We start from the raw sequence: 20,704 nt of genomic DNA on the forward strand, positions 1-20,704 counted from the left end.
TTTACTACTCTATAATCTTAGGAACAACAAAAAAATGATCATTTCTTGCAGGCGCATTCTTCAAAATAACATCCACAACTTCAGACTTTATGCTAATATCATCCCTAAAACGAGTTCCGCCTTCTATAGAGCTTACAACAGCCTTTAAATCATCCAAATCAAGCTCATTTAAAATATCTACAAAATTCAAAATCTCACTAAGTTGATTCTTGATCTCTTCACGCTTATCATCTCCAATTTTTAGAGAACTAAGCTTTTCAAGCTTAGTAAGCAAACTATCATCTATATTCATAAAGACCTCTTAAATTTTCAAAATTTGATGCATTATAACACATTTTAGCTTTAACTTCGCGAGATTTCAGATTTATTATGCTACAATTACAATCTTTTAATTACTAAATTTAAGGAAACAAATTGGCTATTAAAGACGATATAAAATCTATACAAGAAGAGCTAAATACTGAAGAAAAGTTTTTAGAAAATATAATAAAAAGTGAAAGATTCATAAAAAAATATAAAAAAATGATAATTATCGCTTTAGCTTTAGGAGTCTTGGGTATAGGCGGATACTATACTAACAAATTTATAAAAGAGCAAAATTTCAAAGCTGCAAACGAGGCCTATGCAAAACTTATAATAAATCCTAATGATGCAGAGGCAAAGGCGGATCTAAAATCAAAAGACATCTCCTTATATGCCCTATATCAATTTAAAAACTCTATGGAAAACAATGATAGCGCAACTTTAAAATCTCTGCTTAACGAGCCGATAGACGAACTCTTAAAAGATATAATAAAAGCTCAACTGAATGAGCCTAGTGGGCAAATTTTAAATTCATACAAAACCCTAATAAAAGGATATATCCTAATAAGAGAGAACAAAATAGGCGAAGCTAAAAACGAGTTAAAAAAGATACCTCTCAATTCACAACTTCAATCTGTTGTTAAAAATTTTGAACACTATCAAGGAAATAGCAAATGAAAAAAATTTACACTATTGTATCGATACTGTCTGCACTATTTTTACTAGGAGGATGCGGAACCAAAAGACAATATTTTGAGCCTGAAAATGTAGATTTAAGAGTGAATTTTGACTATACCCTTCCTTCTCATATTTTAACAACTAGCGTTAATGGGGCTATACTTAAAAACGGTATGGTTGTAACAAAAGACGGAGTATTATCAAATGATATCGGCTTTACAAAAGACACAATACTTTTAAACGCCTATGAAGACAAGATTATTACCTCTTCTTTAGATGGAAATTTGATAGTTACAGGCAAGACAAAAGAAGTGCTGTTTCAAAGAAGTTTTAATGAGGCAATAGTATCTGCTGCAATAGATGGCGATAAACTGGCTCTAGTAACTGCTTCAAACATAATATATCTAATAGACACAATAAAAAATATAAATTTATTAGAGTTTGAATCATCTGCTATATACACCCAGGACTCAAGAGCTGCAGCGCCTTATTTTATGAGCTCTTTAGTGATATTCCCGACTCTCGATGGTAAGATCATGATAGTGGATAAAAATCAGGGTAAAATTTTAAGAGATGTTGTTGTAAGCAGTGATGAATTCTTTAATAATATAATATTTTTAGACGTTATAAATGACACAATGATAGCGGCGACAGGAAAAAGGATAGTGGTTATCAATCCGAAAAGAACACTTTACTATAATGGTGAGATAAAAAATATAGTTTCGCATAAAGACAGACTATACATCTTGAAAAAAGATGGGGAAATTTTACTAACGGATCTAAATTTGCAGAAATTAAATTCCATAAATTTTAAATTTGCAATCTTTTCAAATGCGATCACACTAGATGACCATTTATACATAATCGAGAAAAAGGGCTATCTGATAAAGGCGGATTTAGATCTTAAAAAGCACCAAATTTTTAGATTAAATGACGAGATAGACGACAAGAGCTTTATAAGCTTTAAGGAATTTTACTACGACAATAAATATCTTAAGTTAAAATGAGATGAGAGCCCGAATCTATAAAATTTTTGAAGACAAAAAGATTGTTTTAAAAGACCTAAAAGAGATTGACCTTAGTAAATTTACAAACAAAAGAACTCTTAATTGTGCTAGTGGCGTAGATTTAAAAGGTTTTTATACTCTTGTATTTATAAGAGAAGCTAAAAGTAGATTTTTAAAAAAAGAATTTGATGAAATTCTTGAAATTTACTCTAAAATCCAAGCTGACTTAGAGATAAATTTCAAGAAAAAAACTATATTTTATAGCTCGCCAATTTGCTCTAAAGCACAAAATTTAATGAAAGAAAACGGATTTAATTATGATTTTGTGTGATATAGGAAACACAAATGCAACTATATTTGAAGACGGAAAGATCTCAAAAATAAGTATAGATAAATTCCAAAATTTCAAGCGTAATGAGAAAATATATTATATAAGTGTAAATGACAGCATAAACCAAAAGCTTCAAAATGATAAAAACTTTGTAAATTTAGAGCCATTTTTTGAAATAGATACTATATATAAAACTCTTGGAATAGACAGGGTAGCCAACTGCTACAGTATAGACGAGGGAGTAATAGTAGACGCCGGAAGCGCTATAACAATTGATGTCATGGCAAACAAAATGCATCTTGGAGGATGTATAGTGCCGGGTATTTCTCAAAGCCTAAAGACTTATGAAAACATATCTTCTCGATTAAAAATAGCTCTAAATTCGCAGATACAGCTTGATGCGCTACCTCAAAAGACCGCCGATGCCATAAGCTACGGTATAGTAAAGCCTATAGTTTTACTAATAGAAAATATCTCAAACAACTCTAAAATTTATTTTACAGGCGGAGATGGGGAGTTCTTATCCAGATTTTTCAAAAACGGAATATACGATAGAATACTCATCTTTAGAGGAATGCAAAAGCTTATAGAAGAAAAGGAAATTTTATGATAACAATCGCTCTTCCAAAGGGTCGAATAGCCGAAGAAACTCTAATGATTTTTAGGAAAATTTTTAAGACACCTTTTTTATTTGAAGATAGAAAACTCGTAATGAGCGAACGTGGTTTTAAATTCTTAATGGTCAGAAACCAAGACATACCCGTATATGTAGTAAACGGTGCTGCAGATATTGGAGTGGTTGGGCTTGATGTTTTAGAAGAGCATAAGCCGGACGTACTTAGACTGCTCGATCTAAAAATAGGAAAATGCCGCGTATGCGTAGGGATAAAAGAAAGCGATAATCTGGACTATAGTGCGCCGGAGCTTAGAGTGGCCACTAAGATGCCAAACATATCCAGAAATTACTTTTCAACAAAGGCAACCGCACTAAAAATCATCAAGTTATATGGTTCCATTGAGCTTGCTCCGATTGTAGGGCTTAGCAATGCAATAGTAGATGTGGTCGAAACTGGGACTACAATGAAGAAAAACGGGCTTAAAGTAGCCGAAACAATAATGCACTCATCGGCCCATCTAATAGCAAATAAAAATAGCTTTATAATAAAAAAAGATGAGATCTTGTCGCTTTACGACAAGATAAAAAAAGAGATTGAAGATTAATTGCTTATTAAGAGTTGAAATTTTCTATCAAATCAGCAAAAACCCCATATAGCTTTTCGATCTCATTAACACTAACTCTCTCGTTAATAGCGTGAATTCTATCGTTTATTACTCCAAATTCTACTACTTTGACACCAAATTCAGCTAAATACCTAGCATCACTTGTGCCGCCCTTAGTATTTAGCTCAGGTATTACTCCACAAATTTTTATAACGGAATTTTGTATAGATTTTACTATTTTACTATCTTTATCGGTTAAAAATGGTTTTGCATTTTGGTTGATTTCAAGTTCATATTCAAATTCGCCAAATAGCTCTTTAATATAATCTTTTAAATTTTCTGCATTAGTTTGAATAGAATTTCTAACATTAAACATTACTTTTACTTCACCAGGCGTGACATTACAGACTTCCATACCTCCTCTTATATCAGTTATCACGATTTTACTAGGATCAAAAAATTCGCTTCCGTTATCCATGTCATACCCTGCAAATTTATAAAACACGCTTGCTAGTTGATGAACTGGATTTATGCACTTAGCAGGATATGCAGCATGCCCTTGAACTCCTTTGATTATAAGTTTTCCATTTATAGATCCTCTACGCCCGACTTTAATGGTATCTCCAAGTATTTTATCGCAAGTTGGCTCAGCTACTACAGCAAAATCGGGCAACATATGATTTTCTTCCATAAATTTAAGCGCCTCTTTAGTACCGTAAATCGCATCTCCCTCTTCATCACTGGTCAATATAACAGACAGAGTTCCTTTAAAATTTTTAGCTTCTTTACAAGCGCAAACAAATGCCGCAACTCCCCCTTTCATATCTTGAGCGCCCCTAGCATATATAAAGCCATCTTTTAAAATTGGCTCAAAAGGATCACTATTCCAGCCATTTCCAGGAGGCACTACATCCACATGACCAGCAAAAGCTAGATGTGGACCATCGCCAAATTTTTTAGTTAAAATTAAATTTTTAACTCCATTTTTATTTACAAAAATAGGTTTAAATTCATTACAAAAAGAGCTTATAAACTCTAAAGCCCCATCATCTTCAGGGGTTATTGATCTAAATTTAAGAAGTTCGGTGAGAAAATTTATAACTTGCATAGCGTTTCCAATTATTTTTAAATTTTAAAGCAATGAATCTGAAGGCTCGCCTAGATAAAATCCTTGAAATTCATCTACTCCAAGATCCACGCAAGTCTCAAATACGCTTTTTGAATGAACAAACTCGGCAACTATAGTTATATTAAGTTTCTTTGCGAAAGCTATTATAGCTCCTGCTACTGAGCGTGAGTCATCATCTGTGTCTATATTTTTTATTATAGATCCGTCTATTTTGATGAAATCAGGTTTTATTCTTAGAATATATGAAAAATTACTATATCCTGAACCAAAATCATCTATGGCTATTCTTACTCCCATATTTTTAACACGCTCGATAAACTTAACAACCCTCTCTAAATTTTCAAGATTCTCATCTTCTAGTATTTCAAATACCACACGATGTGCGATTTTGTATCTATTTATCTTATCTATTATGAATACGCTCATATCGCCATCTGTCATATCTCTTCCAGATAAATTTACTGATATTACAGCCTCTGGTTTATCTGCTATAAGCTTAAAGCTCTTTTCCAATAGCATTTTTTCTATATCGACATATCTCTTGATACGTTTTGATACATCTAAAAAAACATTTGGCGATATTATCTCTCTACTATTTTGTATACGAGCTAGCATCTCATACTTAACAACCTGTTTTTTTGAATTAAATATAGGCTGGTAGAAAGGAATAATTTTATCATTTATAATTGCGTTTCTAATCAAATTAGAACGCTTAATCTGTTCAACATACTGAGTTGTGTCATCAATGCTTTTAAGATAGCAAAAATAATCCTTTCCATTACTTTTTGCATATTCTAAGGCCAACATAGCTTTTTTAAAGGTATCATACTCATCAAGAGAAAATCCTACTGTACAATGTACCTCTATAAGATCTTGCTTATCCTCATCTTCTCTTTCAACATCTATAATGAGTCCCTTTAAAGTATCTAAAAGCTTTGTGGCGAGTTCTTCATAGCGATCTATAAAGAAATTTTTATCCTCCACAAATGTAAACTGATCTGCACCAGTTCTATATACTATCATTCCCTCTTTTTCGGCTATTCTTTTAGTGAGTTCGGCCAGATATACTAAAACCTGATTACATATGTTATATCCAAAGTAGTTATTCATCTTTCTAAAATTATCTATATCCATAATGACTATCTTAGGATTTTTCATAGACTCTATATCTTTTTGCAAAGACTCTTTATTTGGTAATCCCGTTAATGTATCAAAATATAGTCTATACTCTATTTCCGAGTTCTTTTTAGTAAGCTCGGAATTGATCTTGGTCATAAGACCATGACTTGTTTTTAACTTTCTAAAAAATAGAAAATATTGTAAGAGAGCTATTATAAGTATTATAGTTGTTACAATTAGTGTTGTTTTTAGATTGACGATAACCCACTCTTTAAAATAAGGGTCACCAAAGCCTGAAATTTTAGCATTATGAAGCATACGATAGCCTATAACTACATCTTTGTGCTTTTTAAAATAACATACCAAAATTTTATTATCAGGCATTAATTTAATATCTTTGTAGTGGTCGCTATTGATTAGTTTTTGGTATATTCTTGAATCCATATTGCAAACTTCATGCGGCAGAGGTTTACCGATTAAATCCGGATATTCTGAACTAGCCAAAACAATAAATTCTTTTTTAGTTTCAGAACCCTTTAGTATCCAAACAGGAATTGCCTTAGTCTCTTTTATATATTCTTGAAATTTTGCTATATTTTCTTTGGTGATATCTTTATAAATCGTCTCTACAACATTCATAAAAGACTCTACTTTCTGATTTATGGATATGTCCACAGGATGATCAATAGATCCTTTATATTTAATACTGAAAACATAAGAAATGATAGCAATATAACATATAAATAATATTGTTATAGGTAGTATTACAAATAGTCTAGTTGATTTCTTTAAATCGAAATTTTGCATTAGAACTTCTTAAGCCTCTTTTTTATAAGACAAACTGCCTTGTATTTTATCATCTTTTGTTTTAAAAAGCTATTAACAACCATCAACAAAACATCTATCTATAAAAATAACTTATAAAGCATATTTAACGCAAATCCTACTAATATAATTACACATACAATATTCATCCATTTTACTAAATTATGAGAGATAAATTTAGTGCTTTTATAGATTCCAAAAGGCATAGACACTATCCATATAAAAATAGCGACAACAAGCCCGACCATAACTAAATATACATTCTCAAAGCTTTTAGCATAGCTTGTCACACTAAGCCAAAAGCCTACCGTATAAGGATTTGTAAGAGTTACCAAGAAACCTTTAAAATAATTTCTAAGAAAATTTCCTTTGATTGCTCCAATCTGTTCATCTACTCTTATAGGTTTATTGGAATTTTTAAGTATAAGATATGATATATAAAAAAGATAACAGATACCAAAAGCCCCTAAAATTTTTGAGACAGTATCGCCATTTAAATATTCAAGCAGACCAAAGACCAAAAGCGCAAGATAAAATATATCAGCACTCATGGCTCCAAGCCCTATAGCAAAAGCTATCCAAAACGATTTTAGAGCAGCTGTCATTATCATTATATTTATAGGGCCTATTGGGACCGCCGCACCAAAACCAAAAAACAACCCTTGCAAAAATGCCGTCAAATCAATCCTTTAAAATTTCATATTAAGTAGTATAAATTGATAGATTTGGACTACTAAAGACGAATAATCTTTGCTCCAAAACCACCCTGATTTGGCGGTGCATCAAAAAATTCCTTTACACTAGGATGCTCTCTTAAAAAATTCTTGACCGCATAAGCCAGTTTGCCAGTACCTATACCGTGAAATACGCTTACCTCATCAAAGCCCATCACAAGGCTATCGCTTATAAATTTATCCAATTTGTCTATCGCCTCATCAGCACGCATTCCGTGCAGATCAAGCACCACATTTGCACTTCTTGGCTTTTGTATTTTCAAATTTACTTCTGATTTTTTTGGTGCAGATGGCGGATTTCCGCTTTTTTTTAGCATCTTTATAGGTACTCTCAAGCTTATGGCATCGGTTTGTATAGTCGCATCACCTTTGCTTAAATTTATCACCACTCCCTTTATTTTGCCATATTTTACATAATCTCCGACATTTAGCTCAGGTGCAGTAGCAACTTCTGGTTTTACTATCGTTTTTTTAGCTTCATTAGCCCTGTTTAAAGCGCGCTGTTTCTCTTTGGTATTATCTAAATTTATAGCTCTTTTGGCCTCATTTATAGCCTTAAAATACTCTCTTTCAAGCCTATTTACAATCTCTTGCTGCTCAATTTCAAAACGCTCTTTTTGATCTCTTAGGCTGTCTATTAGGCTGTCTAATTTTTGTTCTTTTTTGAGTGTATTTTCAAGCCTTTCTTTTAGCTCAACCTCTAAATTTAGAGTCTTTGAGATTATTTCATTTAAATTTTCTTTATCTTCTCCGTAAAGTCTCTTAGCCTCGCTTACCAAATTTTGCGATATCCCATATCTGGCCGCTGTTTCAAAGGCGTATGATTTGCCTATGGTTCCTTTTAAAAACTCAAATTTAGGACGTGAATTAGCCTCGTCATAAAGCGCGGCCACAAGCTCTACTTCGCTATTTTTGGCAAGTATCATAGCTAGACGTTTATGGTGAGTTGTTATTATCATCTTGATATCCTGAGCTATCAGCTTTTCTATCATCACCCCATATAGGCTTGCAGCCTCTTCAAAATCCGTTCCTAGTTCTATCTCATCGATACCTATTAGCAAATTTTTCTTTGTAAAAAGCTTGGAGAAATGCAGCATTCTGCCTGCAAAGGTTGAGATATCGTTCTTTACATTTTGCGGATCTTCGATAATGGTATCAAACTCTTTAAATCCGCCTATGCGAGAGTTAAGAGGATCTATTCTCATAGGCAAAAGATACTTAGCCATAAAGGCAGCAGCTATTATTGATTTTAGTAGCATCGACTTTCCGCCGGCGTTTACACCGGTTATCAAAAGCACCTTTTTACTAAAATCTACACTTACGCTCTTTGGATTTTTAAGCGCAGGATGGGCGAAATTTTTAAGAATTATCTTATCTGAGTTATCACTTAAAACAAACTCGTAATCCAAGCTTCTAGCTGTTAAAACCCTAGCACTATAGGCATCAAAAAGGTCAAAGGCTGTATTTATAAATTTTAAAAAGAGTAGATTCTTATGAAAAACTCCGCTAATTTGCTTTGCATACTCGTAAACTATCTGCTCTTTTTTATCTATTAGCTCACTCTGCTCTTTTTTTAGCTTTTCGATATTTGCTGGCATTACGTAAAAATAGCCGCTAGCGCTACGTGCTATAACGGTGCCCTTTAAAGCGTGATTAAATCCTCCTCTAACAAGCAACGCCTCTTGATTATTTATAAAATGCACCTGAGTATCGACAAGATAAGGGGTTATTGACTTAGAATATATAAGCCTTTTCATATCTGCATCAATTTGCGCTTTTTTTGTATTAAAAGCAGCCCTTATACCGATCAATCTCTCATCTATTTCATCTTTTAACTCGCCGTTTTTATCAAAATAGTTTGAAACCTTCAAAACAGCTTCTGGGGTCTCTATCTTAGCAAGCCACTCTCCAAGTTTTTTCTCAAATTTTAGAGTTTTTAGATAGGTAAAATATCTTATAATCTTAGAAAATTCGTAAATTTCACTTATATGAAGCACCGCTTGCTTGCTAAGGCGTATTATGGCATCATCTAAATTTGCCGTATTTTCGGGCTCTTTAAACTCCATTAAAGAGAGTTCAAGAATTTTTTCATAATGAAGCCTAGTATCACCCGGGATAAAGAGAGGTTTTTCGCGGGCCAAAAATGAGCTAAATTTAGCTATATATTCGGTTAAATCAAGGGTTTGAATAAGCCTATCCACCTATTTAGCCTCACAGTTTTTTATATCTACTTTTACACTACTAAGCTCTTTTATGCCTCGCTTTGCCACAAAAGAGGAGGTGCCGAATTCATAATTAAATTTTGAGTTCGTTACCTCAATATCTCCACACTTTAAAACCTTGCCCTGATTAAATAGGGTTAAAATTTCTTGCGATTTAGCCTGCCTGTTTTCAAACTCAAATTGATAAAAGCAAGCGGCCGCACATACAATAGAAATAGCTATCGTAAGCAGTATCTTGGCTCTCATATTAAGGCTTTCGTGCTTTATACTAAACAGCAAAACAACCAGTAAAAAAGCTGCTAAAATAAATAAAATTCTCATAAATTTCCTCTCAACTGATATGTTATATCTCCCGCCCCAAAGCCGATTACAAGCCCGTCATCAAGCAAATTTTTTACTCCAAATTCATCTATAAATCCAATAGCATCGCCTTCTCGCTCAACTTTTTTAGTCATTACCGGATTATACTCTTTAAATTCATCCTTCAAATCGATATCTATAGGAGTTTCACCTGCCCCATAAACAGGTAAAATCACAAGCTCGTCTACACCTTTAAAACTCTCTTTGAACGCATCCAAATTCGCACCAAGCCTGGTATATCTATGCGGTTGAAATATCGCTGTCACCTTTGAGATTCCAAGCAATTTAGCATACTCAAATGCTGATTTTAAAGTAGCTTTAATCTCCGTAGGATGATGTCCATAATCATCTATAAGCACAAATTTACGACTTGCGGTAAGTATGTCAAAGCGTTTTTTTATCCCTTTAAAATTTAGCAAATTTTCTCTAATTGAGCTTAAAGATACCTCGTTAATTGCAGCCAAAATTGCCAAACTAGCGTCAATTGCTATATATTCGCCCATTCCAAGCACCTCAAATTTGCCCAAATTTTTTAGATTAAAGGTGGTATATGGGACAAAATCTCTTACAACCATATTCATATCGGTTATATCAACGCTTGGATTTAGTCTAACCGCCTCTATCTTTAGGGTGCTTAAAAACTCATCTTCAGCATTTATCACCCTAACTTTAGCACGCTCTAAAAATCCGCGATATGCGGCATGAAATTTTTCCAAATCATGCTCGTAATGCTCCATATGCTCAGGCTCTGCGTTAGTCACAACAGCAAGATAGGGATTTGAGTTTAAAAAGCTAGAATCGCTCTCGTCAGCTTCAAAGATCACATTTTCATGTGCCTCGTATTTCATATTGGAGTTAAACTGCTTAGATATCGCCCCTATGATCACAGAGCCTTCAAGCAGGCCAGACAACATCGCAGAAGTAGTACTTTTGCCGTGAGCTCCAGCCACAGCAAATACACGCTTGCCCTCTAAAACCATAGGTAATGCCTCTTTGCGAGACAGGCACTTTATGCCTTTATTTTTAGCCTCGACAAGCTCGATATTATCGCTCTTTATGGCAGCTGAATATATAACGAAATCTTGATCTTTAATAGCCTCTTTGCAGTGCGGAGTAATAACTTTAATGCCTTGATTTTGTAGCTCTATGATAGTCGAGCTCTCTTTGATATCACTACCACTTATCTCAAAACCTTTTTCATTCAAAAACCTAGCGATTGCCGAAATTCCTATGCCGCCTATACCTATAAAATGGACTTTTTTCAAAATTTGACCTTGAATTTAAAATTTATATCGATTATATCCAAAAGAGACTTAGATACTTTTAGCTATTTAAAATAAGAAATTAGACAATTAAACAAGTCCTCTCTTGTGAAGTATCTTTCTAAATTCCCACAAATTTCTTGCATTACCAATCTTTTGCTTACTAACCTTTGCCAGCAGCATCTCTTCACCGTTTCCAAGACTAGCTTCAACTTCACCTAAAGGATCAATAAGCATCGTATCTCCGTAAAAATTCCACTGACCGGCGGTTACCTTATGATTTCCCACGCGATTTACCCGTAAAATATATGTATTATTCGTAAAAGCTCTAGTCTTTAAAAGCTCTTCCCAGCGATTTTCACTAAAAAAAGTGCTCGCAGTCGGCATTACTATGATATCTACTTTTTTATTCATCATATATGCCCAGACAGGGTCAAAGTGAGATTCGTAACCAAACATCACACCGATTTTAAATTTTTCATGCATAAAGGTCATAAAATTTATCTTGTCCTCTTGAGCGTTATTAAAGAATTTCGCCTCATTCCAGTGTGAATACGGCATTAAAATTTGCTGTTCATGAAATTTGACTCCGCTATTATTAAATTTTGCAACGACTTTTATAAATTCCTTTCCTTTGCTTAAAACGAAAGGCGCAACTATAGTCAAATCATATTTACTGGCAAGATTTAAAAGCGACTCTTTTTTCCTCTCACTCTGCTCTTTTATAATGCTTTTAGGCATGGTCTCAAGTTCTTTAAAAAAGCTATTTAGAACATACTCTCCAAGCACTATAAGACGAGCATCCTCATCGGCACACATCTTAAAATAATAATCAAGTCTAGAATCGCTCATAGGTTGAGTTGCAAGCTGCAATGCACAAATTTTACTCATCTTTTTCATCCCCTACTTCGTTTATGACAAGCTTGGCGTTTTGTAAAATTTTAGCCGCCTCATCAAGAAGTTTCTTGCCCTCTTTATGGAGCTTTACACTCTCCTCTAGACTGATATTCTCATCGCTTAATCGCTCTAAAATCTCATTTGCCTTTATAAGCTTATCTTCAAACTGATCCTGCTTTATCTCTTCACTCATCTTAAAACCCTTTTTACATGATCTTCAAATTTATCAACTTCAACCAAAAACGCGTCATGACCGTAACTGCTATCTATCTCTATATATTCGCATTCGCAAGGCTTTTCAAGATTGGCAATCTCATCAGCCATCTCCTTCATGCAACTTGGCGGAAATAATATATCGCCGCTAAATGATATGAGCGTAAGTCTGGCGCGAATTTGTGAAAGCGCGTCACCAAGGCTATCGTAGTGGCGAGTGCAGTCAAAGATATTCATCATCTTAACGATATAAAGATAGCTTAGCGGATCAAATCGCTTCGGGAAATTATGCCCGTTATACTCCATATATCTATCTACTTGAAAACGCCCCGTAAGCTCGTAAAGTCCGTCTGTTTCCACATAGTTTCTGCCAAATTTCACGTCCATTGAATCAGGGCTTAAAAAACTGATATGTCCTACCATTCTACCAAGCGCCATACCAAGAAGTCCGCTTTCAGCCAAATCATTTGGATCGTATTCGCCGTTTTTAAACTCCTTGTCGCGCAAAATGCCCTCTATTGCGATTTTATTAAAGGCGATCGCCCAAGGCTTGGTCTGGTAAGTGCTTGCCATGATTATTACATTTTTTGCAAATTCAGGAAATTCGATAGCAAAACAAAGCGCTTGCATACCGCCAAGACTGCCGCCGATAACCGCGTGAGCCTGTTTGATACCAAGCCTTTTAAAGAGCTTCATCTGAGCTTTTACCACATCGCTTATCGTAAGAACTGGAAACCTCAAGCGATACTGCTTGCCTGTGCTTTTTTCGATACTAAGCGGATTTGTGGAGCCAAAATTTGAGCCTAAGATATTTACACAGATGACAAAAAACTTATTCGTATCAACTGCTTTGTCATCACCTATAAATCCGTCCCACCAGCCTGATTTCGTATCGTTTTCATACCTGCCTGCGGCATGGTGTGAGCCGGTAAGTGCGTGGCAGATGACAATAACGTTGCTTTTATCCTGATTTAAATTTCCGTAAGTTTCATAAACAAGCTCAAAATTTGAGAGAATTCGACCGCTCTCAAGGTAAAGCGGTTCGTCAAATTTCTCTCTTTTGGTTTTTAAATTTAACACTAATTAACTTTATAGTTCGGTGCTTCTTGTGTTATAACGACGTCATGAACGTGACTTTCTTTAAGTCCCGCACTGGTAATCTCAACAAATTCGGCCCTTTCTTGAAGAGTTGCGATATCTTTTGAGCCGCAATAACCCATAGCGCTTCTTAGACCGCCAAGTAGTTGGTGCACAACCTCTTTGATACTGCCGACATAAGGCACACGACCTTCGATACCCTCTGGCACAAGCTTATCTTGAGCGGTACCTTCCTGAAAATATCTGTCAGAGCTTCCTTTTGTCATAGCTCCGATAGAGCCCATACCTCTATATACTTTATATTGTCTTCCTTGGAAAGTTATAACTTCTCCTGGACTCTCCTCGCATCCTGCAAGCAAGCTTCCGGCCATAACGCAACTAGCGCCTGCGGCAAGAGCCTTAGCTATATCTCCTGAATACTTAATTCCACCGTCTGCTATAACAGGAATGCCATATTTTTTAGCCTCGTTTGCACAGTCATCTATGGCTGAAATTTGCGGCACTCCTACTCCCGCTATAATTCTTGTAGTACAAATCGATCCGGGACCGATTCCTACTTTTATGCCGTCTGCTCCTGCCTCTGCCAAGTCTTTAACTGCAGCTGGATTTGCAATATTTCCAACAACTACATCTACGTTAAAATTTGCTTTTACCTGTTTTAGAGTATCTATGATACCTTTTGAGTGTCCATGCGCAGAGTCCATAACTATAACATCCACGCCAGCTTCCACAAGAGCTTTAGCCCTATCAAACTGTCCTACGCCAATAGCAGCAGCAACACGAAGCCTGCCATATCTATCTTTATTGGCATTTGGATACTCTTTACGTTTTTTAAGATCTTTTATCGTTATAAGTCCTTCAAGATGTCCATCTTTATCGACTATAGGGAGCTTTTCTACTCTATTTTGACTAAAAATTTTCTCAGCATCATCAAGAGTGCAGCCCTTTGGAGCGGTTATCAAAGGAGCCTTTGTCATACGATCTTTTACAAGCACTCTTCTATCGTTTTCAAACCTCAAATCACGGTTTGTTAAAATTCCAATCAGTTTATTTTCGCTATCCACAACAGGAACTCCTGAGATATGAAGATCTGCCATCATATCAAGTGCATCACCAACCGTCGCATCTGGAGATATAGATATGGGATCTATTATGACCCCGCTTTCGCTCTTTTTTACTCGTCTTACTTCGTGAACTTGAGAGGCTATGTCCATATTTTTATGTATTACCCCTATACCACCTAAACGAGCCATCATAATGGCTGTCCTGTGTTCGGTAACCGTATCCATAGCAGCCGATACAATAGGGATATTTAAAGTAATGTTTTTAGAAAATACACTCTTTATACTAACTTCTTTAGGTAAAATTTCAGAATACTGCGGAACTAAAAGCACGTCCTCAAAGGTGAGAGCTCTTTTAACTATCTTCATCTTTATCCTTTTATTAAATTTTCCAAGCCAAATGCACCATCAAGCAGAGTCTGCTCATCCCATGCTTTAGCCACAAGGTGAGCCGAGACATTTAAGCCGTTTTTATCCTTAGCCACAGGAACAGATACCGCAGGAAGTCCGGCCAAATTGACACCTATAGTATATATATCAGCTAAGTATGATTGAAGCGGATCCGTAATATCACCAAATTTAGGAGCCGTAGTAGGTGCTACAGGCATTAGCATGAGATCGCATTCGCTTAAAATTTGCTCATATTTTGCTTTTGTATACGCTCTTGCTTTTTGCGCTTTTATATAATAAGCATCGTAATATCCGCTACTTAACACAAAGGTTCCTAGTAAAATTCTTCTTTTTACTTCATCACCAAAGCCTTCCGAGCGAGAGTTGATATATAGCTCTTTTAAATTTTTAGCCTCTGCTCTGCGTCCATATCTAACTCCGTCAAAACGGCTTAAATTTGCACTCGCTTCGGCAGTTCCTATTATATAATAGGTTGCTATATCATATTTTGAAGTGTCTAAATTTTTATAAACTATCTTATGTCCATTTGATTTTAATACATCAACTGCTTTTAAAAGTGCGCTTTTAGTCTCTTCACTAGCCTCGTTTATGTAGTTTTCTATCACACATATTGTTAGTTTTCTATCGGCGTTAAGCTTATCTGCAGTAGTTTCGAATTTCTTATTTACGCTTGTACTATCTCTTTCATCGTGTCCTGCGATGATATCATAAAGTATCGCGGCGTCTTCGACGTTTTGAGTTATAGGTCCTATTTGATCCAAACTGCTTGAGTAAGCTCCAAGACCATATCTACTTACGCGTCCGTAAGTCGGCTTAAAGCCCACACATCCGCAAAATGCAGCAGGCTGACGAATACTACCGCCTGTATCACTTCCAAGTGCAGCTATAGCTATACCGCCGCCAACTGCCGCCGCCGAACCGCCACTACTACCGCCAGGGATGTGGGCGTTATTTAAAGGATTTAAAGTTTTTCCATAAATTGAACTCTCGGTAGTGTTACCCATCGCAAATTCGTCCATATTTGTTCTACCAAATGGTGCTAAATTCGCCTCTAAAAGCTTTTCTATAACAGTTGCGTTATAAGGCGCTATGTAACCCTCTAAAATTTTAGAGCATGAAGTGATACTCCAGCCATCTACCTGAATATTATCTTTTATCGCGATAGGCACGCCTTCGCCAAGTTTTGAGATAGGCAAATTTGCAAGCTGTTCTACATAAGCTCCGAGTTTTTTCTCGGCTATGATTTTTGCCTCAAGCTCGCTTCTTAGCGACTTTATCTCCTCGCTTGAGAGCTTTAAAGCCTCTTTTAAAGTTATCATCTGTTTTCCTTAAATTTATTTACTAAAACTATACCGATGCCTACTACGCAAAATATCGTTGCTATAGTGGCTACGATGACGCTAAAATGTATCGGCTCAGAGAGCATTTTTAAGCACTCTTTCACATCTCGGGCAGGTTTCGCCGTCATGCTTAGCGCTAAATTTCCAGCATCTTGGGCACTTAAATTTGCTTGACATTACAAGCTTAAATTTGTCATGTCCTATCTCAAATTCAGCCAAACTATCCTTATCATCAAGGCTCTCGATCTCGCTTACCATGTACCAGTCAGTTATCTCGTCTAAATTTTCGCTCAGAATAGAATTTGAGCTGGTTTGAAGCACTAGTTCAAGAGTTGATTTTATCTTTTTATCTTTTTTAAGCACGTCTATAAGCTCAAAGAATTTCTCTCTACTTTGAGCTAAAAGCTCATCATCCACTTCAAATTCAAACTCTATGGGCGCATACTCAAGATCAAATGCATCTTTGGCTCCGTTTTTGATAATCTCAGGCGCGTAGTCCATAACCTCATCAACCGTATATGTAAGCGTCGGCGCGATAAGCGGCAAGAGCGCTCTTGTGATGATAGCCATCGCGCTTTGAGCCGATCTTCTGCGATCGCCGTCCATCTCGTCACAATATAGCCTATCCTTGCAAATATCAAGATAGATACCCGAAAGATCGGCACTCAAGAAATTCATAAGTACGCTAAAGCCTTTTGAGAAATCGTAATTTCTAAACGCCGCCTCAACCTCGCTAAAAGCACGTCTAGCACGGCTTAGTATCCACTTATCAAGGATGTTGAAATTTGAAGTCTCCAGATCATCCAAATCATTTACGTTTGCAAGCAAAAATCTTATCGTGTTTCTTATCTTGCGGTACTGTTCGCTAACTTGCTTTAAGATGTTATCGCTTATCTTTAAATCGCTTGAATAGTCACTTAGTGCAACCCAAAGGCGCAAAATTTCAACGCCGTAAGTTTTGATAACATCTTGCGGAGCTACGACGTTACCCTTACTCTTACTCATCTTTTGACCGTTTTCATCAACGGTAAAGCCGTGAGTTAAGACGCTTTTATAAGGCGCTTGTCCCTCTGCCGCACAGCTTAAAAGAAGTGAGCTTTGAAACCAACCTCTGTGCTGATCGCTGCCTTCTAAATACATATCGGCCTGATAGCCGCCCGCGTCGTAATCTCCGCTCTTTAAAACAGCAGACCAAGTGCTACCGCTATCAAACCATACATCAAGGATGTCGGTTACTTTTTCTAAATTTTTAGCGTCATATTTGGAATTTGGCGGTAGAAGCTCTTTAATTTCCATATCCCACCAAGCATCAGCTCCCTTTTCTTCAAAAATTTTGGCTACAAAATCCAAAATTTCACTGTCAAATATCGGCTCTTTCGTCTCTTTATCTCTAAAAAACGCGATTGGCACACCCCAATCTCTTTGGCGAGAGATACACCAGTCAGGGCGATTTGCAACCATCAGCCCTATCCTTCTTGCGCCGCTTGCAGGGTAAAATTTAACCTTTTCTATCTCCGCAAGTGCAACCTCTCTTAGGGTTTTTCCATCTATCTTTGGCTCGTCCATAGCGATAAACCACTGCTTGGTCGCGCGGTAAATAACAGGCTTATGTGTTCTCCAGCAGAAAGGATAAGAGTGGGTAAATTTACTAACCTTAAGCAGGCTTTTGCCCAAAATTTCTAAAATTTTCTCGTTGGCCTTAAATATATGCATGCCAACCAGCTCATCCACCACGTCCGCACGGAAAAGCTTCTTGGCTCTAAGCGTAAAGTCGTAAAGGCCAGCCTCATCCACAGGCATGATGACTTCGATGCCGTATTTTAAGCTTATGTGATAGTCATCCTCGCCGTGTCCAGGAGCCGTATGGACAAGTCCTGTTCCGCCGTCCATAGTAACGTGCTCGCCTAGGATAAATTTAGACTCGCGGTCGTTTAGAGGATTTATGGCGTGGAGATTTTCAAGTTCGCCTGCTTTGAATTCCTTAACGATATCGCCTTTTGTAAGCCCTTCTTTAACGAGCTCTTCGATCATCTCTTTGGCAAATATCAAATTTTCAGCCGTAACTACGTATTTTTCATTTGGATTTAAGCTTATGGCTTGGTTTGCAGGAAGAGTCCAAGGAGTCGTAGTCCAGATGACTGCGCTTGCCTCTTTTACTCCAAGTTTTTTTAGCGCCTCATTGCCTAGTTTAAAGGCTACGTAGATGCTATAGTCCTCTTTGTCTTCATACTCGACTTCAGCTTCTGCAAGGGCTGATTTTGCCGCCCAGCTCCAGTAGACAGGCTTGCTTCTCTCGATCAAAAGGCCGCGCTTAGCGACCTTACAGAGCGTCTTATAAATTTCAGCCTCAAATTTAAATTTCATCGTAAGATAAGGATCGTCCCAGTCGCCAACTATACCAAGCTGCTTAAAGCCCTCTTTTTGGATCCCTATAAACTCTCTTGCATGCTCTCTACAAAACTCCCTGATCTGAGTTGTGCTCATCTCCTTTTTCTTCTCGCCGAGTTTTACCTCAACTTGCTGCTCGATAGGCAAACCGTGGCAGTCCCAGCCCGGAGTATAGCGGATATCTTCGCCAAAGAAGTAGTGAGTCTTAGTGATGATGTCTTTTAGGGTTTTGTTAAGTGCGTGTCCGATGTGCAAATTTCCGTTAGCGTAAGGGGGTCCGTCGTGGAGGCTGAAGCTCTTTTTCGCCTTTTGGCGTTTGGCTTTCATTTTAGAGTAGATGTCTCTCTCGCCGTACCATTTTTCTAGCCGCGTCGGTTCGTTTTGCGGCAAGCTTCCTCGCATAGGAAATTCGGTGCTTGGAAGCAGGAGTGTATCTTTATAGTCCATCTTGTTGCCTTGTTTCAAATTTGTAAATTTTATCTAAGCAGTGATTAAAGGCTACTGAAAATCGAGCGTTAAGCCAAAAATTTAGTCGATTTTTTTGTGATATAATTTCAAAAATTAAGGAGGTTTTTATGAAAAATGCACTTTTGATAATCGGAGAGGATTTAAGCATAAACGCCGCTTTTTTGGGCTATATTTTTAGCTTTTACAAGGCTCATTTTAAAGAGCTTGGAGAGTTTAGCTTCGCCAATAAAAGCGACAAAGAGTTGCCATTTATCATAGAAAACTTATGCTCTAAATTTGATACTCTTTGCATATTTGCCTCAAATGAAAACTACGCAACTACGGCTAAAATTTTGGCTACATTAAGCGAGGATTTAATAGAACTAAAGGAGCAAAATACACTTGCGCCAAGCAAAGCTATAACAATAACGAAAGATAGCTTTTTAATAAATTTAAATAATACTCAAGTAAATCTTATAAAAGCTATTCCAACTAAAGAAATAGGGCAAATTCACATAAAACCAAATATAAATTTTACTTATTTTAACCTATTTGATATCGATAGCGAAAGTACTAAAATTTTATTAGAACCGATTGCTAAAACTTATGAGGTACAAATTTATCTATCCCAAATCATAGAGAATTTAGTTATCGTAAGGGCGGAAGCTAATAAATTTGGTCAGATAGAAAGCTTTATAAACGGTGTTAAAAATCTATTTTCTCAAAAATTTATCGCTAGCAAAAATTTAGTTGAACATATCGCAAAAACACTCATTAGAAAAAATCTAAAAATTACTTTTGCGGAGTCTTGTACAGCTGGGTTAATAGCAGCTAAATTTGGTCAATTTGCAGGAGTTTCAGCCGCTTTTGACGGCTCGCTTATAACTTATGCAAACGAGATTAAAGCAGAATGGCTAGGAGTTGGCAAGAATACTATTGAAACTTATGGAGCGGTAAGCGAACAATGCGTAAATGAGATGCTAAGTGGGGTCATTCGCTCAAGCGGAGCTGATTTCGCATTGGCCGTGAGCGGCATAGCGGGACCTGACGGCGGAAGCGTAGAAAAACCCGTAGGAACTGTATTTGTAGGAGCCTTAAGCAAAAACGGCAAGATCATAGTCGATAGGCTAAATTTAAAAGGAGATAGAAACTACATAAGAGAACAAAGCGCACTGCACGCCTATACATGCTTATTGCGCATTGCTCCTGAAATCTTTTTTTGAATAAATTTTATTTATTAAAAGGAACAGGCTCGTAGCCTTGTCTAATCAAAGCACCCATTCCGCCATTTAAATTTATGATATTTAGCCCACCAGAATCAAGCATTCTAGCTGCATGAAAGCTTCTATTGCCGCTTCTACAAATCAAAGCTATAGGTTTTGAGATATCAAAGTTATCCTTTAGCTCTTGTATGAATTTAGTAGTATTGTAAGGATCAAAGGTTATTGTTTTAGCACCTTTTACTATGCCTGTAGCTCTCCATTCTGGCTCTGTTCTGATATCTACAATCTGCTCGTAATCATTAATGTTTTGAGGTGTTACATTAACAATTTGAAACTGAGAAAAAGCAGCGGATGCAGCCATTGATAGAAGTAGAAATTTTTTCAATTTTTTGCCTTTTATTTTTAAAATTGGCGAAATATTACCACTTTTTTGTT

The 20,704-nt window shown here is 36.4% G+C and carries 20 protein-coding genes; 6 read left to right on the forward strand and 14 right to left on the reverse strand.

Features of this window, described 5'->3' with window-relative positions:
- Positions 1–4: 4 nt before the first annotated feature.
- On the reverse strand, positions 5–292 hold the full coding sequence (gene gatC, locus CDOM16190_RS01585; RefSeq protein WP_170018598.1) for an Asp-tRNA(Asn)/Glu-tRNA(Gln) amidotransferase subunit GatC: 288 nt from the start codon (positions 290–292) through the stop codon (positions 5–7).
- 122 nt (positions 293–414) lie between these two features.
- Here gatC and CDOM16190_RS01590 point away from each other — a divergent pair, with 122 nt between their 5' ends.
- Genes CDOM16190_RS01590 through hisG form a run of 5 tightly spaced genes read left to right on the forward strand, consistent with a single transcriptional unit; the run spans position 415 to position 3,540 of the window.
- A complete protein-coding gene (locus tag CDOM16190_RS01590; RefSeq protein ID WP_170018599.1) occupies positions 415–981 on the forward strand; it encodes a hypothetical protein in 567 nt (188 codons plus the stop codon).
- Positions 978–1,988, forward strand: coding sequence for an L-seryl-tRNA selenium transferase (locus tag CDOM16190_RS01595; RefSeq protein ID WP_170018600.1), 1,011 nt, complete (start codon positions 978–980; stop codon positions 1,986–1,988). Before CDOM16190_RS01590 ends, CDOM16190_RS01595 begins: the two co-directional genes overlap by 4 nt.
- Position 1,989: 1 nt before the next feature.
- Positions 1,990–2,319 carry a hypothetical protein gene (locus CDOM16190_RS01600; RefSeq protein ID WP_170018601.1) on the forward strand — a complete coding sequence of 110 codons (330 nt, stop codon included), beginning with the start codon at positions 1,990–1,992 and terminating at the stop codon, positions 2,317–2,319.
- Positions 2,306–2,929, forward strand: a complete 624-nt coding sequence (locus tag CDOM16190_RS01605) for a type III pantothenate kinase (RefSeq protein WP_169974350.1) — start codon at positions 2,306–2,308, stop codon at positions 2,927–2,929. The genes CDOM16190_RS01600 and CDOM16190_RS01605 overlap by 14 nt, the downstream gene beginning before the upstream one ends.
- Positions 2,926–3,540, forward strand: a complete 615-nt coding sequence (hisG, locus tag CDOM16190_RS01610) for an ATP phosphoribosyltransferase (RefSeq protein WP_170018602.1) — start codon at positions 2,926–2,928, stop codon at positions 3,538–3,540. Before CDOM16190_RS01605 ends, hisG begins: the two co-directional genes overlap by 4 nt.
- A 7-nt stretch (positions 3,541–3,547) precedes the next feature.
- On the opposite strand, the gene dapE is transcribed toward hisG, so the two are convergent.
- The 12 genes from dapE to ileS form a co-directional block, all read right to left on the reverse strand.
- Complete coding sequence (gene dapE / locus CDOM16190_RS01615; RefSeq protein ID WP_170018603.1) at positions 3,548–4,648, reverse strand: succinyl-diaminopimelate desuccinylase; 1,101 nt, start codon at positions 4,646–4,648, stop codon at positions 3,548–3,550.
- Between the two features lie 24 nt (positions 4,649–4,672).
- On the reverse strand, positions 4,673–6,463 hold the full coding sequence (locus CDOM16190_RS01620) for an EAL domain-containing protein (protein ID WP_349644366.1): 1,791 nt from the start codon (positions 6,461–6,463) through the stop codon (positions 4,673–4,675).
- 230 nt (positions 6,464–6,693) lie between these two features.
- Entirely contained in the window at positions 6,694–7,293 is a 600-nt protein-coding gene (locus CDOM16190_RS01625) for a LysE family translocator (RefSeq protein WP_170018605.1), read from the reverse strand.
- Positions 7,294–7,346: 53 nt separating this feature from the next.
- Positions 7,347–9,548: an endonuclease MutS2 gene (locus tag CDOM16190_RS01630; RefSeq protein ID WP_170018606.1), complete on the reverse strand. Its 2,202-nt coding sequence runs from the start codon at positions 9,546–9,548 to the stop codon at positions 7,347–7,349.
- On the reverse strand, positions 9,549–9,890 hold the full coding sequence (locus CDOM16190_RS10630; RefSeq protein WP_170018607.1) for a hypothetical protein: 342 nt from the start codon (positions 9,888–9,890) through the stop codon (positions 9,549–9,551).
- On the reverse strand, positions 9,887–11,194 hold the full coding sequence (gene murC / locus CDOM16190_RS01640; protein WP_170018608.1) for a UDP-N-acetylmuramate--L-alanine ligase: 1,308 nt from the start codon (positions 11,192–11,194) through the stop codon (positions 9,887–9,889). Before murC ends, CDOM16190_RS10630 begins: the two co-directional genes overlap by 4 nt.
- A gap of 87 nt (positions 11,195–11,281) precedes the next feature.
- Positions 11,282–12,082, reverse strand: coding sequence for a carbon-nitrogen hydrolase family protein (locus CDOM16190_RS01645; protein ID WP_170018609.1), 801 nt, complete (start codon positions 12,080–12,082; stop codon positions 11,282–11,284).
- Positions 12,075–12,281, reverse strand: coding sequence for an exodeoxyribonuclease VII small subunit (gene xseB / locus CDOM16190_RS01650; protein WP_170018610.1), 207 nt, complete (start codon positions 12,279–12,281; stop codon positions 12,075–12,077). Before xseB ends, CDOM16190_RS01645 begins: the two co-directional genes overlap by 8 nt.
- A complete protein-coding gene (metX, locus tag CDOM16190_RS01655) occupies positions 12,278–13,381 on the reverse strand; it encodes a homoserine O-acetyltransferase MetX (protein WP_170018611.1) in 1,104 nt (367 codons plus the stop codon). The genes xseB and metX overlap by 4 nt, the downstream gene beginning before the upstream one ends.
- Positions 13,381–14,829 (reverse strand): IMP dehydrogenase, encoded by a 1,449-nt coding sequence (gene guaB, locus CDOM16190_RS01660; protein WP_170018612.1) that lies wholly within the window; start codon positions 14,827–14,829, stop codon positions 13,381–13,383. The genes metX and guaB overlap by 1 nt, the downstream gene beginning before the upstream one ends.
- A 2-nt stretch (positions 14,830–14,831) precedes the next feature.
- Complete coding sequence (gatA, locus tag CDOM16190_RS01665) at positions 14,832–16,190, reverse strand: Asp-tRNA(Asn)/Glu-tRNA(Gln) amidotransferase subunit GatA (RefSeq protein WP_170018613.1); 1,359 nt, start codon at positions 16,188–16,190, stop codon at positions 14,832–14,834.
- 96 nt (positions 16,191–16,286) lie between these two features.
- Positions 16,287–19,046, reverse strand: coding sequence for an isoleucine--tRNA ligase (gene ileS, locus CDOM16190_RS01670; RefSeq protein WP_170018614.1), 2,760 nt, complete (start codon positions 19,044–19,046; stop codon positions 16,287–16,289).
- Between the two features lie 128 nt (positions 19,047–19,174).
- Between ileS and CDOM16190_RS01675 the strand changes: the two genes are divergently transcribed.
- Positions 19,175–20,269 carry a CinA family protein gene (locus tag CDOM16190_RS01675; RefSeq protein WP_170018615.1) on the forward strand — a complete coding sequence of 365 codons (1,095 nt, stop codon included), beginning with the start codon at positions 19,175–19,177 and terminating at the stop codon, positions 20,267–20,269.
- 7 nt (positions 20,270–20,276) lie between these two features.
- Here CDOM16190_RS01675 and CDOM16190_RS01680 read toward each other — a convergent pair whose 3' ends face one another.
- Positions 20,277–20,654: a rhodanese-like domain-containing protein gene (locus tag CDOM16190_RS01680; protein WP_170018616.1), complete on the reverse strand. Its 378-nt coding sequence runs from the start codon at positions 20,652–20,654 to the stop codon at positions 20,277–20,279.
- Positions 20,655–20,704: the final 50 nt, after the last annotated feature.

Origin of the sequence: Campylobacter sp. RM16190, assembly GCF_012978835.1 — a bacterium.
Classification (GTDB): Bacteria; Campylobacterota; Campylobacteria; order Campylobacterales; family Campylobacteraceae; genus Campylobacter_A.

Coding starts and splice junctions, on each gene's coding strand:
- gatC (WP_170018598.1), bottom strand. CDS start 292: ATGAATATAGATGATAGTTTGCTTACTAAGCTTGAAAAGCTTAGTTCT.
- CDOM16190_RS01595 (WP_170018600.1), top strand. CDS start 978: ATGAAAAAAATTTACACTATTGTATCGATACTGTCTGCACTATTTTTA.
- CDOM16190_RS01600 (WP_170018601.1), top strand. CDS start 1,990: ATGAGAGCCCGAATCTATAAAATTTTTGAAGACAAAAAGATTGTTTTA.
- CDOM16190_RS01605 (WP_169974350.1), top strand. CDS start 2,306: ATGATTTTGTGTGATATAGGAAACACAAATGCAACTATATTTGAAGAC.
- hisG (WP_170018602.1), top strand. CDS start 2,926: ATGATAACAATCGCTCTTCCAAAGGGTCGAATAGCCGAAGAAACTCTA.
- dapE (WP_170018603.1), bottom strand. CDS start 4,648: ATGCAAGTTATAAATTTTCTCACCGAACTTCTTAAATTTAGATCAATA.
- CDOM16190_RS10630 (WP_170018607.1), bottom strand. CDS start 9,890: ATGAGAATTTTATTTATTTTAGCAGCTTTTTTACTGGTTGTTTTGCTG.
- CDOM16190_RS01645 (WP_170018609.1), bottom strand. CDS start 12,082: ATGAGTAAAATTTGTGCATTGCAGCTTGCAACTCAACCTATGAGCGAT.
- xseB (WP_170018610.1), bottom strand. CDS start 12,281: ATGAGTGAAGAGATAAAGCAGGATCAGTTTGAAGATAAGCTTATAAAG.
- guaB (WP_170018612.1), bottom strand. CDS start 14,829: ATGAAGATAGTTAAAAGAGCTCTCACCTTTGAGGACGTGCTTTTAGTT.
- gatA (WP_170018613.1), bottom strand. CDS start 16,190: ATGATAACTTTAAAAGAGGCTTTAAAGCTCTCAAGCGAGGAGATAAAG.
- ileS (WP_170018614.1), bottom strand. CDS start 19,046: ATGGACTATAAAGATACACTCCTGCTTCCAAGCACCGAATTTCCTATG.
- CDOM16190_RS01675 (WP_170018615.1), top strand. CDS start 19,175: ATGAAAAATGCACTTTTGATAATCGGAGAGGATTTAAGCATAAACGCC.